Below are 11,722 nucleotides of genomic sequence, written 5' to 3' on the forward strand. Positions count from 1 at the left end.
TCCCTCCTGCAATTAGTAGATCATGCTTCCGCGATTTCCTGAAGATGGGTCCAGCGTTCGACCAATGCATCATACTCGGCCGTTAATGCATTGACTTCTTGGGTCAATTTTTGCAGTTTATCGTAATCTGCACCGGCTAAAGCCATTTCTTCTTCGCGTGCTTCGATTTTCGCTTCTGCTTGTGCAATTTTATCCAGAATACCATCGTATTCCTGCTGTTCTTTATAGCTCATCTTCTTTTTTGCTTTTACTGGCTCTGCCACAAATGTCTCAACCAATTCCTGTTCAGCCAATGCTACCGGATTGTTTTTGCCTTTAATAAATTCAGAGTACAAGCCTTGATATTCTTCAATCTGGCCAGTTCCTGTTGTCCATAATTTTCGCGCAATGCGGTCCAGGAAAAAGCGATCATGCGAGATTGTGATGACGACGCCTGGGAAGTTTTCCAGGAAATCCTCCAGAACGGAAAGTGTCTGGATGTCCAGATCGTTCGTTGGCTCATCCAGGAACAGGATATTTGGCTGCTCCATCAATAATTTCAATAAGTAGAGGCGCTTGCGCTCGCCGCCGGACAATTTGCCGATTTGTGTACCATGGCCGTTTGAGGGAAACAAGAAGCGCTCCAGCATTTGAGTCGCCGATAAGCGAACCCCTTTTTCAGCTTCAAAGTCACTTGATGTTTCCTGAATGTATTCGATCATTCGCTGCGATTCGTCCATTTCAGGCAAATGCTGTGTAAAATGCGCGATTTTCACCGTACTGCCGTATTCCATCTTGCCGGTAGTGGGCTCCAGTTCACCAGCAAGCATTTTCATCAAAGTCGATTTGCCGGCGCCATTTGGCCCAACGATGCCGATGCGGTCCCCGCCCTGCAATAAGAAGTCAAAGCCGCTGAAGATCTGCTTGTCGCCATAAGCGACTCCCATGTCCTTGCCTTCGATAATTTTCTTGCCAAGACGCTGGCTCTGCATCGATAGCTCAAGAGACGTATTGTCGTTTACTTTTTGGACATCTTCTTTAATTTCATCAAAACGCTGAATCCGCGCTTTTTGTTTGGTGGAGCGTGCTTTCGCCCCGCGGCGAATCCACTTTAATTCAGAACGGAAACGGTTTTCTAATTTTTGCTGAGACGAAGCGTTCATTTCGTCGCGAATCGCTTTGTTTTCCAAATAATCGCCGTAGTTTCCTTTATGCGTATACATCGTCTGATCGGCAATTTCGAAAATATGCGTTGAAACTGCGTCCAAAAAATAACGGTCATGCGTAACAAACAGCATGGCCGAACCCATACGCAATAAAGTTTCCTGAAGCCATTCTGTTGAAACGGCATCCAGATGGTTGGTCGGCTCATCCAAAAGGATCAAGTCCGCCGGTTCGATCAATGCTTTAGCGAGTGCGACACGTTTGCGCTGGCCGCCTGACAATTCACTGACCACCTGGTCGTACATATCGATTCCCAATTTCGACAAAGCCGTTTTCGCCAAAGCATTGATGTCCCAGGCGTTTTCCTGTTCCATTTTTTCCTGGATATCCATCAATTCATCCTGCAATTGTGTGGAACTCGAATCGACCATCATATTTTTCAGCGCATTTTCATAGGCACGGTTCAATGCCAAAATCGGCGATTTACCTGAGAACACTGTTTCGAGTACAGTCAAGGACTCATCAAATTCAGGCTCTTGCATCAAGTACGTAATCTGGTATTTTTTCGGGTGATCCATGACAACTTGGTCAGCATCCATCGATCCTGCCAAAATAGACATCAATGTGGATTTTCCAGTTCCGTTTACGCCGATCAATCCGGCACGTTCTCCTGGATACAAGGAAAATTCTACATCCTTGAATAAAGTTTTGGCTCCAACTGTTTTGGTTAATTTCGTAATATTTAAGTGGCTCATTTATTCCCATCCGTTTCTGTTTGTAGTTGCTTTAAAAAGGATAGCATAAATTCATGGCGTTCTTCAGCCATCTGCTTACCAGTTTCCGTAGTCATTTGGTCTTTCAGCAATAAAAGTTTTTCGTAAAAATGCGTGACACTGCTTGTCTGTGCTTGCCGGTATTCCTGTTCCGTCATCTCGGTGCGGGCTTTTTCGTTCCAATCGTAGAGCTTACGCCCCTTCGCTCCGCCGTAAGCAAATGCACGTGCGATGCCGATTGCCCCGATGGCATCCAGCCGGTCTGCATCCTGTACAATTTTCGCTTCGATGCTTTCCGCGCGTTTGCCGTTGCCTCCTTTAAAGGAAACCGATGCAATGACGTCCTGTATTTGCTGACGCTGTTCAGTTGAAAGCTCTAAACGTCCCAAAATTTCCTGCTCCAGGTCTTCCCCGGGCTTTTTGTATTTCGGATCCGAGACGTCGTGCAGCAACACCGCCAACTCGATAATGAAGGCATCTGCTGCTTCCTGTCCAAGAATTGTTTTGGCATTTTTCATGACGCGTTCAATATGCTGCCAATCGTGGCTGGCATCAAACTGCTCATAAATTTTCTGTACTTCATTTTTGCATTGCTTGATTTTTTCCAGTTCCATGCTTCCGCTCCTATCGCCTGTTTCTTCTATTATAACCTGAAATCATTCCATAATGCCTGTATTCCCAACGATTATTGACGTTTCCATAGGCTTCATGTATAGTATAGCCATCCATAACATGGCGTCTATAGGTCCATGGCATACTCAATAATAGGGGGAACTCGCATGCACCAAGGAACAGTGAAATGGTTTAACTCAGAAAAAGGCTACGGATTTATTGAGTATAATGATGGTGATGATGTATTTGTCCATTTTACAGGCATCCAGGGCGATGGGTTTAAGACATTGGCCGAGGGCAAGACCGTGTCATTCGATATTATTGACGGCAACCGCGGACCACAGGCAGCAAATGTTATACAAATCGATTCAGAGTAAAACAATAGAAAAAAGCAGGGACGGAATTTCCGTTCCTGCTTTTTGTATTGCAGAAGAAAAACAGTTTATTGTTTATCGCCGGTTCCGACTTTGTTGAGCTCATTTCCAAGGAATTGCAATTGGGTGCCGACTGTACAGCTGCTGATGCAAAATCTGTGGGCGGCAGTTTTCCCTTCATCTTTGCGAAGTTGGGTCCGCACAAAGCAGCCATCACAATACGTAGTCAGCATTTCGTCAATTTCATTGATAATGGAAACTTTTTTCACTTTGTCACCTCTTAGCAAATCGTCATTTCTTCATTCTACTACGCATTTGTTTTTTATTCCAACAATAGTTATACTAACTGAGGATATTTTAGAGGACCAAGCGGTTCGCAAATTCCCGCTCTACCAAAACTAAGGAGGAAGTTTTTTGTTTAATGAATTTTGGGGACTTGGCTTTGCCTTGTTCAATTTTGTACTGTTATTGATCATGTATAAGTTTTTTGGAAAGACCGGCTTGTTTGCCTGGGTGGCCATTTCGACGATTTTGGCCAATATCCAAGTGACCAAGACCATTGAGATTATCGGCTTAACAGCTACATTGGGCAATAGCCTGTATGCCTCGACATTTCTGGCAACCGATATCCTGAATGAAAAATATGGCAAGAAAGAAGCAAAAAAAGCGGTATGGCTCGGCTTTTCTTCGCTGCTTATCATGGTTTTGGTCATGCAGTTCGGACTGAAATTTGTACCGGCTGAAAGTGATTTTGCACAAGGCTCGCTGGAAACGATTTTTGGATTGATTCCGCAAATTGCCATCGGCAGCATGGTCGCTTATCTCGCCAGCCAGCATCTGGACGTCATCATCTTCAGTGCGCTGCGCAAAATGTTTCCAAAAGACAGCCAGTTCTGGATCCGCAACAATGGTTCGACACTGATCAGCCAGCTTTTGGATACGCTTATTTTTACTTCCATCGCTTTCTGGGGTGTATTCCCGCTCGATGTCTGGCTTCAAATTTTCATCTCGACCTATGTGCTGAAGTTTATTGTCTCTGTTTTGGATACGCCGTTCGGCTATCTTGCAAAACGGATCAAACCCATTGACGAAAAGTAGGTGATTTCATGCTGGAAGTGTTTGTGGATGCGGCAACTGCCGGAACCCCTCAAGTCAGTGCAGTCGGCGTTTTTATCCGCGGCGAAGGCCACTCGATCCAATGGAGCGAATATGTGGGGGAAATGGATAATCATACGGCAGAATTTACCGCGCTTGTAAAAGGGCTGGAGCTTGCATCGGGCTTATCGTCGGGCATGGTGTCGATCAAGTCCGATTCCCAAGTGACAGTGGACGCTTTTGAAAGAGGATCGATCAAAAATCCGAAGTTCAAACCATTGCTTGCAAGAGCGCTGGAACTCGGCGGCCTGTTCGACTTCTGCTTTATCAAGTGGATTCCAGACTCCCAAAACCGGGCTGCAGACGCTTTGGCAAGAACCGAGCTGCGCAAACATAAATAATCTGTCCAATCTGTGGCAGCCGCCTGTTTTTTATAGGCGGCTGTTTTTGTTTCGATGCATACGCTGCGGGGAAAGTCTGATAAGATTAAGGTACTATCTTTTATTGGAGGAACCTAATGAGAACTAAACTTGGTACTGCACTTGATATCTTCATTTTGGTCGTCGGACCGTGGATCATTTATACGCGAATTGTTGAAATCATGCAAGACGGAGCCTCTGTCTACCCGGTCGTTTCGGTGGTTATTGTCACCGTTGCACTGATTTTCTCCGTTTATAACCTGTATTTGCTGGTTTCTCGCAAACAGCAGAACAACACGAAAAAATAATTGAAAAGAGGCTTCTATCGTGAAATCGCTGTTGTTTTATTTTATTCCATTGCTGGTATTTGCCATCGTCAATAATGTGGTCAGCAGCATGGCTTGGCCGCATTATCTGGCATTGCTTCTGGCATTCCTGGTCTTTCAGATGGCGCGCCTGCGCTATCCGAAAGACGGCGTACCGCGCATCGCCAAAATTACACAGGCAGCATTTTACATACTGACCGTCGCAACCATTTTCCGCGACGAGTTTTTAAGCCCGCTGATCATTAATGTGATGATTGGTGTTACTTTAGGAATCGTGATCGTTGAAATCATCCAGACGAAAAAAATGCCTGCTTAAACGAATGAGGACCCCAGCAGGACTCGAACGATTTGAGTCCTGCTGGGGTCCTTTTTTTGTTTGTAAACGATTTATTCCCGAACATTTTAAAGGCGTTGTTATATAACGCAGCTGTTTTGCCGAACATCTGCTGTCAACGGTGATCAGTTCAGCTTATCTAAACAGGCTAAACTTTTTATTTGGTAAAATACCAAACAAGTACCAGCGCGATGGCAACGATTATCCAAGTCATGATGCGGATCAGGTTTTTCTTTTTGCGTATTTCTTCTGTTTCCTTGACGTCTTTTAGCAACGGCATGGAATCACCTCCTCTGTCTGTAATATTTCCTATCGGTGAACGATTCTATTAAGATGGGAAAAAGGAGGTTTTTTTGTGAAAAAAATACTAATCCCCTCATTTTCACTATTGTTGCTGGCAGGCTGCAACAATGCTGCTCCAAATCCAGACGAAGCAACTGCGCCTTTTGAAGCGATTGCGACAGGGCTTGAAGCGCCTTGGGCTATCAATAAAACAGGCGATGAGTTTTATGTTTCAGAGCGTACGGGACAAGTTGCCCACATAGATGAAGAGGGAACTTTGACACGCCAAGAAGTCAATTTTTCCGATGCACTTTCCGGTGCTTCTGAAGCCGGTTTTTTAGGCTTTGTGTTGAAGCAGGATTTTGAAGAAAGCCAGGAAGCCTATGGATACTATGTCTACGAAAGTGAAGGCAATGATTACAACAAAATCGTCTCGCTCGTTTTGGAAGATGAACAATGGCAGGAAAACGAGGTTTTGCTTGAAGGAATCCCAACAGGCAACGTCCATCACGGCGGACGCCTGGAACTGGATGCAGAAGGCACCCTCTTTGCAACCATTGGGGACGCTTCTACCCCCGATCTTGCACAGGATTTAGGCTCGGTCAACGGCAAAATCCTAAAGCTCAACAGTTCCAATGAATTTGAAATTTATTCACACGGACACCGCAATCCTCAGGGCATTACCTGGGATGGAGACACCATGTATGCATCCGGGCATGGCCAATCTGCTAATGATGAAATCAATATTATAGAAGAAGGCAATAATTATGGCTGGCCGACCATCGAAGGCGATGAGTCCGAAGAAGGCATGGAATCGCCGTTTTTCACTACCGGACCTGACGATACTTGGGCTCCAAGCGGTATTGACATGCATGACGGCTCTCTATACGTGGCTGCACTTCGCGGAACCGCTATTAAAGTACTGGATCCCGAAAATGCCGAAGTATTAGACTCGATCGAAGGCTTCGGCCGCGTGCGGGATGTCTTTTCAGATGGCGACTCTCTCTATTTTATCACCAATAACACAGATGGGCGCGGAACGCCTGCAGATGGCGACGACCATCTCTATAAATTGAATGAATAACAAAAGGTGTATTGGAGCCATCCAATACACCTTTTGTTTAAAACTGATGCTAAAGAAATTTCACCATTAAATTTTCATCAATGTATTTTTCTGGTGTTTTCATGGCTTTTATTTCAGTTCCGTATTTTTCAAAATCCATTTGTTCGTAAAGCGCGATGGCTGGCAGATTTTCACTGGCCACCATCAAATCGATACGCTCTAAGCCTTGCCAGTTTGAGGCATAATGAAGCAGCTCTTTCATCAAACGGCTAGCCAGTCCATTGCCTCTGGCTCGTGGCGTCACGTAAACAGCCACGACAGTTGCCCGGTGATCCAGCTTGGGTGCTGTATTGCGTACAAGCGTTACATTGCCAAGCAGGTTGCCGTCTTTAAAAGCGCCAAACGTGACGGCATGTTTCAGCGCTAAGTTTTTCGCCGTTATGTCCACTGGTCTTTTAATGGCATCTTCCAGTCTCGTGGCGAATGCGTCGGGACTGTCCTTTAGCGCTTCGATGCGCAAATCGTAATAAACCTGTGCATCTTTAACGTCCAACTTTCGAATCTCCATGAGCAGACATCCTTTTTATTTGAATTCCTGAATGACGGTTCCTTTGCCATCTGCGACCTGAATTTCCGCATAAGCACCATTGACAAATGTAATCTGCGGCGGCACATGCCCTAGATCAATATCATAAGCGATCGGAAGATTTAAATCGTCAGCCAAATCCTGATACATCCGTTCAACCGTATAGCCCTCGACCGGATTGTTTGCCGCACTTCGTCCGAAGACTATACCGGAACAATTTTCGAACCAGCCTGCATATTTCATTCCTGTCAAAGACCTTTTCAGATCTGCAACAGTCGTTTCGCAATTTTCCAAGTACCAAATGAGCTTTTCATCTGGCATATGCTCTTTCCGGAATGCTTGAACGTCCCCGTATGGTGTTCCGATCAAGTTTCGAATCACATCAATGCATCCACCCAATAGGCGTCCCGAGAAAGTTTCTGCTGATCCCGAAACGGTTTTCCAACTGGTCGGCTCCGTTAAATGAAAAACTACTGGCGACGGATCCAAATGGTTCCATTCTTTCTGATAAAGTGATGACGACTGTTGGGCAACCGTTTCGCCTGCGGCCGTTTTTAATACTGACAGCCAGCGTCCGGTCGTATCATCGCTTGTCTCGCCGCGCAAGTCCACGATATTGGTGCCATGTGCTGTGGCAATTCCCGTTTTTAATGTAATGGCAAACAACAAAACACTGAGATCCGAATACCCAAGCACCCATTTAGGCTGCATCTTCGTAAAATCCATGTATTCCAAGGTTTCAATAAGCAATTCGCCGCCCCACGGAGGAATAATTACATCGATTTCCGGATTGTTCATCATTTCCATAAATTCATCCGCACGCTTTTTAGCAGGAGCTGACTTGGCAAATTCCTGCGTCCAAGCCGTTTCACCTGCCACTATATTGAAACCGTTCTGCTCTTGACGGGCAATCGCTTGTTCCAAAATGCTGTGCTGTTCGATACCCACTCCCGAAGATGGAGCGGTTATGCCAATCGTTTTAAAGGTAGTAGCAGGATAACGAATCATCCAATAGTCCCCCTTTTAGTTTAAACAAAATAAAATAACGAATAAATCATAGCCAGCAAAATCCCGGCTCCGGCACAGAACCAAACCAGATAGCCCAACAATTCAAGAATACGGCTTGGCTCCTTATCCAATCTTTCGCCTCTGAATTGCGAAAAATCAGGCGGTGTTTCTTTTCTTACAGTCGTTTTAGTGTGACTCATCGTCTTAGTTTCGCTTAGCTGGTCCATTATGTTCCTCCTAGAATCGGTTGCAGTAAAATCATTAAGATATCTACCATTATACTAAACTTAACTTGAGAATATAGTCCCCTTTTCTCCTAATTGTCATTTTTCAGAATAAACAAAGAAGAGCCGGACTTGAAATGGGCTTCTCAGGGTATATGATGAGTAAGAGCAGAAAAAATATGAGGGGCTGATTGGGATGAAAGTGTTGGTAGTAGGGGCAAATGGACAAATTGGACGTCATTTTGTAAAAATGCTGGCAGACAGCGAAGACCATACACCAAAAGCGATGATCCGCAAAGAAGAGCAAATCAGTTTTTTTAATGGATTAGGCGTCGAATCTGTTTTAACCAGTCTTGAAGGCAGTGTAGAGGAAATTGCAGATGCTATGGCAGACTGCGATGCCGTCGTATTTGCAGCCGGCAGCGGCGGTGCGACAGGTGCTGATAAAACTTTGCTTATTGATTTGGATGGTGCAGCGAAAACCATTGAAGCAGCTGAACAAACCGGAACTGAACGCTTTCTCATGATCAGTGCCATCAATGCCGATAAACGGGAAATGTGGAAAGAAGACATGGCCTATTATTATGTCGCCAAGCACCACGCTGATAACATTTTACGGGCTAGTGGCTTGGTCTATACGATTATCCGGCCAGGCTTGTTGACCAACGATCCGGGGACTGGCAAGATTTTAGCAACTGAAAATCTCGATTCCGGTGAAATTCCACGGGAAGATGTAGCACGTGTGTTGTTTCATTCTCTTGCAAATGAACATGTCTACAATAAGACTTTTGAAATTGTATCAGGTGATGACAATATAGCGGATGCACTTAATCAACTTTAACCATCTTAAATACATGCTATGAAAAACAAGCCACTAATTAATTCAGTGGCTTGTTTTTCATAGCTTATGATACTGTTTTCAAGTTTTTGATACCCAACACCAACTGGAACACAAACGCAATCGAGCACAAAGCGATTGCCGCATAGCCGAGTCCGCCAATCGGCGTCATCAGAAATGTCTGGATAACCAATAAGGCCATCATTAAAGCGATGCCAAAATTCACAATGTACGGCTTATCGTAATATTTCTTGGAGGCAATTCCTACAAAAATCGCCACGGCAATAATCAAAATCAATAAAAGACTCCCCATTTTCTCCCTCACCCTTTTGCTTTGTCTTCCATAATTCTAGCATTTATCCCCCTCCTCCGATAGAGCATGGGGAATTTATTCATAGGCAAGCTTTTTGATGACCTGCTCCTGTTCCGGATAAAGTTGAAGCAGTTCTGCCTGCTTCAATAATTCAAAATCAGCAAAATCAAAACCTGGAGAAACCATGCAGCCCACTAGTGAAAATGTATTTTCTGCATCTACTGTTGAACCGAAAATGCTGCCTTTTTCGACCAGTACCTGCGGCCGTTCCCCTCCCGCTAAATCCAGCCCTAACTTCTCAGCCCGGTAATTTCCCTCTGCATCCAAAATATGCACCATAACGGCGTTGCCCATATGAAAATACCACAGCTCATCTGATTTCAGCCGGTGGAAATGGGAAATGTCCTGTGAGCGCAGCAAAAAGTAAATGCTGGTGAACAAGTTCCGCTCTGCTGGATGTGTCGCAAGGCTGATTTTTTCAGGCGAAACGAACGATTGCTTAAAGTACCCGCCTTCCGGATGCGCGGCCATATCCAAATGGGTGATCCAATCTTCTGCATTCATTGCTTCCCTCTCCATTCCTAATTAGTTTTTCTCTTCCGTAAATTAATGAAACTTTCTATCTCTTTAGACGTATCCATTATATATCAAAAATACCGGTATGACCGAGGAGGAATAAGGATGAATAATCACGAAATCGATTTTAAACTGCATGGGGATGATATGCAATTCGTGGAAGTGGAGCTTGACCCTTCTGAAACCGTTATTGCAGAGGCAGGCGCATTGATGATGATGGAAGACGGCATCGCTATGGAAACGATTTTCGGCGATGGCTCCAAAAGTTCTGGCGGCAGCGGCTTGATGGGCAAATTGATGGGAGCAGGAAAACGCGTCATCACGGGCGAGAGTTTATTCATGACAGCGTTCACCAATAAAGGCACCGGCAAACGCCACGTGTCATTCGCAGCACCTTATCCCGGCAAGATCATTCCGATGGATTTGAGCATGCTGAACGGCAAAATCATCTGCCAAAAAGATTCGTTCCTGGCAGCGGCCAAAGGAGTTTCCATCGGCATTGAATTCCAGCGCAAACTCGGAGCCGGATTTTTTGGCGGTGAAGGCTTTATCATGCAGAAACTGGAAGGCGACGGGCTGGCTTTTGTCCATGCTGGCGGCACAATTTACCGCAAAAATCTTCAAAAAGGCGAAGTCCTACGCGTTGACACCGGCTGTTTGGTCGCCATGACCGGGGATGTCGATTACAATATCGAAACGGTTCCTGGCATCAAGACTGCCTTGTTCGGCGGTGAAGGTTTATTCTTTGCCACATTGCGTGGTCCGGGAAGCGTCTGGATCCAGTCAATGCCTTTCAGCCGCTTGGCGAGCCGCGTATTTGCGGCGGCTCCACAAAACCCTGCCGGACGATCGCAAGGCGAAGGCAGTGCAGCAGGTGGATTGTTCGACATACTGGGAGGAAGATGATTAGTTACTAAATAAGGAGATGCAGCGCATGTAAACAAATAGACAGAACGATGAAACGTCCAGTTATTCCCTTAACAAAGGGCTGACTGGACGTTTTTTCAGTCAAGAGTCTGGATTTCTTAACGATGTGCTTTAACATATTAAGAATTGGGCTTGCAACCTGCCCGAAAATTTTTGGAACTGCTAAAAGAATTGACAAACTTAGTGTTGCATGAGAATATAACCTAACGACCGTTAGGAAGGTGGAAATATGAAGTCAGATCTTATACTCCAAACTGCAGTCAGCCATTTTGCTAAAGAAGGCTATGAAGGTGCTTCGCTCAGCAAGATTGCTGAAGAAGTGGGCATAAAAAAACCATCGATATATGCCCATTACAAAGGCAAGGACGATTTATTCCTGTCGGCCGTACAGTATTCACTCCATACATTAAAAGCACAATTGGCTGCTTACTTTAATTCCATGCGGGAAGAGCCTTTGGAATCGCTGTTGCTCGGGTATTTTGAATGGCTCGCAAAAGAAAGCCGCGACAACGAACGCATGAAGTTTATCATACGAGTTGCCTATTTCCCACCACTGAAATTGAAAACAGAAGTCGGGGAATTATTCAATCCTTTTTTTAATGCGATGCATCGCCACCTTACCCGCCTGTTGCGGGAAAGGCACCGGCATGAAAAAGTTTTGTACTCCGAGGATTTTTCAAATGCGGCTTTGGCTTATTTGACAATCACCGAAGGAGTCATGAATGAATTAGTTTATAGCGGAATGGAAAAATACAATCAGCGCCTTCAAGCTGTTTGGCCCATTTTTTGGCGTGGATTAATTCGATAGGTTTCGAAAGATTTTTGTCAC

The 11,722-nt window shown here is 45.0% G+C and carries 18 protein-coding genes; 9 read left to right on the forward strand and 9 right to left on the reverse strand.

Annotated features, from left to right (window positions below):
* Nucleotides 1–20 precede the first annotated feature (20 nt).
* Nucleotides 21–1,898 carry an ABC-F family ATP-binding cassette domain-containing protein gene (locus QOZ98_RS01585; RefSeq protein WP_308785798.1) on the reverse strand — a complete coding sequence of 626 codons (1,878 nt, stop codon included), beginning with the start codon at nucleotides 1,896–1,898 and terminating at the stop codon, nucleotides 21–23.
* On the reverse strand, nucleotides 1,895–2,530 hold the full coding sequence (locus tag QOZ98_RS01590) for an HD domain-containing protein (RefSeq protein WP_308785799.1): 636 nt from the start codon (nucleotides 2,528–2,530) through the stop codon (nucleotides 1,895–1,897). Before QOZ98_RS01590 ends, QOZ98_RS01585 begins: the two co-directional genes overlap by 4 nt.
* Before the next feature lie 165 nt (nucleotides 2,531–2,695).
* On the opposite strand from QOZ98_RS01590, the gene QOZ98_RS01595 reads away from it, so the two are divergent.
* Nucleotides 2,696–2,905, forward strand: a complete 210-nt coding sequence (locus QOZ98_RS01595; protein ID WP_142826362.1) for a cold-shock protein — start codon at nucleotides 2,696–2,698, stop codon at nucleotides 2,903–2,905.
* A 65-nt stretch (nucleotides 2,906–2,970) separates the two neighbouring features.
* Here QOZ98_RS01595 and QOZ98_RS01600 read toward each other — a convergent pair whose 3' ends face one another.
* Complete coding sequence (locus QOZ98_RS01600; protein WP_142826363.1) at nucleotides 2,971–3,171, reverse strand: zinc-finger domain-containing protein; 201 nt, start codon at nucleotides 3,169–3,171, stop codon at nucleotides 2,971–2,973.
* A 145-nt stretch (nucleotides 3,172–3,316) separates the two neighbouring features.
* Here QOZ98_RS01600 and QOZ98_RS01605 point away from each other — a divergent pair, with 145 nt between their 5' ends.
* From QOZ98_RS01605 to QOZ98_RS01620, 4 genes are all read left to right on the forward strand, one after another.
* Nucleotides 3,317–4,000 (forward strand): queuosine precursor transporter, encoded by a 684-nt coding sequence (locus QOZ98_RS01605; RefSeq protein WP_308785800.1) that lies wholly within the window; start codon nucleotides 3,317–3,319, stop codon nucleotides 3,998–4,000.
* Between the two features lie 8 nt (nucleotides 4,001–4,008).
* Nucleotides 4,009–4,398: a ribonuclease HI family protein gene (locus tag QOZ98_RS01610; RefSeq protein WP_308785801.1), complete on the forward strand. Its 390-nt coding sequence runs from the start codon at nucleotides 4,009–4,011 to the stop codon at nucleotides 4,396–4,398.
* Between the two features lie 116 nt (nucleotides 4,399–4,514).
* Nucleotides 4,515–4,724, forward strand: coding sequence for a hypothetical protein (locus QOZ98_RS01615; protein ID WP_142826366.1), 210 nt, complete (start codon nucleotides 4,515–4,517; stop codon nucleotides 4,722–4,724).
* Nucleotides 4,725–4,743: 19 nt separating this feature from the next.
* Nucleotides 4,744–5,058 carry a hypothetical protein gene (locus QOZ98_RS01620; RefSeq protein WP_308785802.1) on the forward strand — a complete coding sequence of 105 codons (315 nt, stop codon included), beginning with the start codon at nucleotides 4,744–4,746 and terminating at the stop codon, nucleotides 5,056–5,058.
* Between the two features lie 175 nt (nucleotides 5,059–5,233).
* On the opposite strand, the gene QOZ98_RS01625 is transcribed toward QOZ98_RS01620, so the two are convergent.
* Nucleotides 5,234–5,356: a hypothetical protein gene (locus tag QOZ98_RS01625; RefSeq protein ID WP_308785803.1), complete on the reverse strand. Its 123-nt coding sequence runs from the start codon at nucleotides 5,354–5,356 to the stop codon at nucleotides 5,234–5,236.
* 75 nt (nucleotides 5,357–5,431) lie between these two features.
* Here QOZ98_RS01625 and QOZ98_RS01630 point away from each other — a divergent pair, with 75 nt between their 5' ends.
* Complete coding sequence (locus QOZ98_RS01630; protein ID WP_308785804.1) at nucleotides 5,432–6,442, forward strand: PQQ-dependent sugar dehydrogenase; 1,011 nt, start codon at nucleotides 5,432–5,434, stop codon at nucleotides 6,440–6,442.
* A 49-nt stretch (nucleotides 6,443–6,491) separates the two neighbouring features.
* On the opposite strand, the gene QOZ98_RS01635 is transcribed toward QOZ98_RS01630, so the two are convergent.
* Genes QOZ98_RS01635 through QOZ98_RS01645 form a run of 3 tightly spaced genes read right to left on the reverse strand, consistent with a single transcriptional unit; the run spans nucleotide 6,492 to nucleotide 8,242 of the window.
* A complete protein-coding gene (locus QOZ98_RS01635; RefSeq protein ID WP_308785805.1) occupies nucleotides 6,492–6,989 on the reverse strand; it encodes a GNAT family N-acetyltransferase in 498 nt (165 codons plus the stop codon).
* Nucleotides 6,990–7,004: 15 nt separating this feature from the next.
* Nucleotides 7,005–8,015: a S66 family peptidase gene (locus tag QOZ98_RS01640; protein ID WP_308785806.1), complete on the reverse strand. Its 1,011-nt coding sequence runs from the start codon at nucleotides 8,013–8,015 to the stop codon at nucleotides 7,005–7,007.
* A 20-nt stretch (nucleotides 8,016–8,035) separates the two neighbouring features.
* Complete coding sequence (locus QOZ98_RS01645) at nucleotides 8,036–8,242, reverse strand: hypothetical protein (protein WP_308785807.1); 207 nt, start codon at nucleotides 8,240–8,242, stop codon at nucleotides 8,036–8,038.
* A 193-nt stretch (nucleotides 8,243–8,435) separates the two neighbouring features.
* On the opposite strand from QOZ98_RS01645, the gene QOZ98_RS01650 reads away from it, so the two are divergent.
* A complete protein-coding gene (locus tag QOZ98_RS01650) occupies nucleotides 8,436–9,080 on the forward strand; it encodes an SDR family oxidoreductase (protein WP_308785808.1) in 645 nt (214 codons plus the stop codon).
* Between the two features lie 64 nt (nucleotides 9,081–9,144).
* On the opposite strand, the gene QOZ98_RS01655 is transcribed toward QOZ98_RS01650, so the two are convergent.
* Together QOZ98_RS01655 and QOZ98_RS01660 are read right to left on the reverse strand one after the other, a co-directional pair.
* On the reverse strand, nucleotides 9,145–9,390 hold the full coding sequence (locus QOZ98_RS01655; RefSeq protein ID WP_308785809.1) for a hypothetical protein: 246 nt from the start codon (nucleotides 9,388–9,390) through the stop codon (nucleotides 9,145–9,147).
* A 75-nt stretch (nucleotides 9,391–9,465) separates the two neighbouring features.
* Nucleotides 9,466–9,954 carry a cupin domain-containing protein gene (locus tag QOZ98_RS01660; protein ID WP_308785810.1) on the reverse strand — a complete coding sequence of 163 codons (489 nt, stop codon included), beginning with the start codon at nucleotides 9,952–9,954 and terminating at the stop codon, nucleotides 9,466–9,468.
* A 117-nt stretch (nucleotides 9,955–10,071) separates the two neighbouring features.
* Between QOZ98_RS01660 and QOZ98_RS01665 the strand changes: the two genes are divergently transcribed.
* Complete coding sequence (locus tag QOZ98_RS01665; RefSeq protein WP_308785811.1) at nucleotides 10,072–10,872, forward strand: TIGR00266 family protein; 801 nt, start codon at nucleotides 10,072–10,074, stop codon at nucleotides 10,870–10,872.
* 250 nt (nucleotides 10,873–11,122) lie between these two features.
* Nucleotides 11,123–11,701, forward strand: coding sequence for a TetR/AcrR family transcriptional regulator (locus QOZ98_RS01670; protein WP_308785812.1), 579 nt, complete (start codon nucleotides 11,123–11,125; stop codon nucleotides 11,699–11,701).
* Nucleotides 11,702–11,722 lie beyond the last annotated feature (21 nt).

The organism is Planomicrobium stackebrandtii (assembly GCF_030814955.1).
GTDB classification, from domain to species: domain Bacteria; phylum Bacillota; class Bacilli; order Bacillales_A; family Planococcaceae; genus Planococcus; species Planococcus stackebrandtii.

Excerpts from the sequence above, each read along its gene's own strand:
- QOZ98_RS01585 (WP_308785798.1), bottom strand. The coding sequence starts at position 1,898 with ATGAGCCACTTAAATATTACGAAATTAACCAAAACAGTTGGAGCCAAA.
- QOZ98_RS01670 (WP_308785812.1), top strand. The coding sequence starts at position 11,123 with ATGAAGTCAGATCTTATACTCCAAACTGCAGTCAGCCATTTTGCTAAA.
- QOZ98_RS01660 (WP_308785810.1), bottom strand. The coding sequence starts at position 9,954 with ATGAATGCAGAAGATTGGATCACCCATTTGGATATGGCCGCGCATCCG.
- QOZ98_RS01665 (WP_308785811.1), top strand. The coding sequence starts at position 10,072 with ATGAATAATCACGAAATCGATTTTAAACTGCATGGGGATGATATGCAA.
- QOZ98_RS01590 (WP_308785799.1), bottom strand. The coding sequence starts at position 2,530 with ATGGAACTGGAAAAAATCAAGCAATGCAAAAATGAAGTACAGAAAATT.
- QOZ98_RS01610 (WP_308785801.1), top strand. The coding sequence starts at position 4,009 with ATGCTGGAAGTGTTTGTGGATGCGGCAACTGCCGGAACCCCTCAAGTC.
- QOZ98_RS01635 (WP_308785805.1), bottom strand. The coding sequence starts at position 6,989 with ATGGAGATTCGAAAGTTGGACGTTAAAGATGCACAGGTTTATTACGAT.
- QOZ98_RS01655 (WP_308785809.1), bottom strand. The coding sequence starts at position 9,390 with ATGGGGAGTCTTTTATTGATTTTGATTATTGCCGTGGCGATTTTTGTA.
- QOZ98_RS01650 (WP_308785808.1), top strand. The coding sequence starts at position 8,436 with ATGAAAGTGTTGGTAGTAGGGGCAAATGGACAAATTGGACGTCATTTT.
- QOZ98_RS01645 (WP_308785807.1), bottom strand. The coding sequence starts at position 8,242 with ATGGACCAGCTAAGCGAAACTAAGACGATGAGTCACACTAAAACGACT.
- QOZ98_RS01615 (WP_142826366.1), top strand. The coding sequence starts at position 4,515 with ATGAGAACTAAACTTGGTACTGCACTTGATATCTTCATTTTGGTCGTC.
- QOZ98_RS01625 (WP_308785803.1), bottom strand. The coding sequence starts at position 5,356 with ATGCCGTTGCTAAAAGACGTCAAGGAAACAGAAGAAATACGCAAAAAG.
- QOZ98_RS01640 (WP_308785806.1), bottom strand. The coding sequence starts at position 8,015 with ATGATTCGTTATCCTGCTACTACCTTTAAAACGATTGGCATAACCGCT.
- QOZ98_RS01595 (WP_142826362.1), top strand. The coding sequence starts at position 2,696 with ATGCACCAAGGAACAGTGAAATGGTTTAACTCAGAAAAAGGCTACGGA.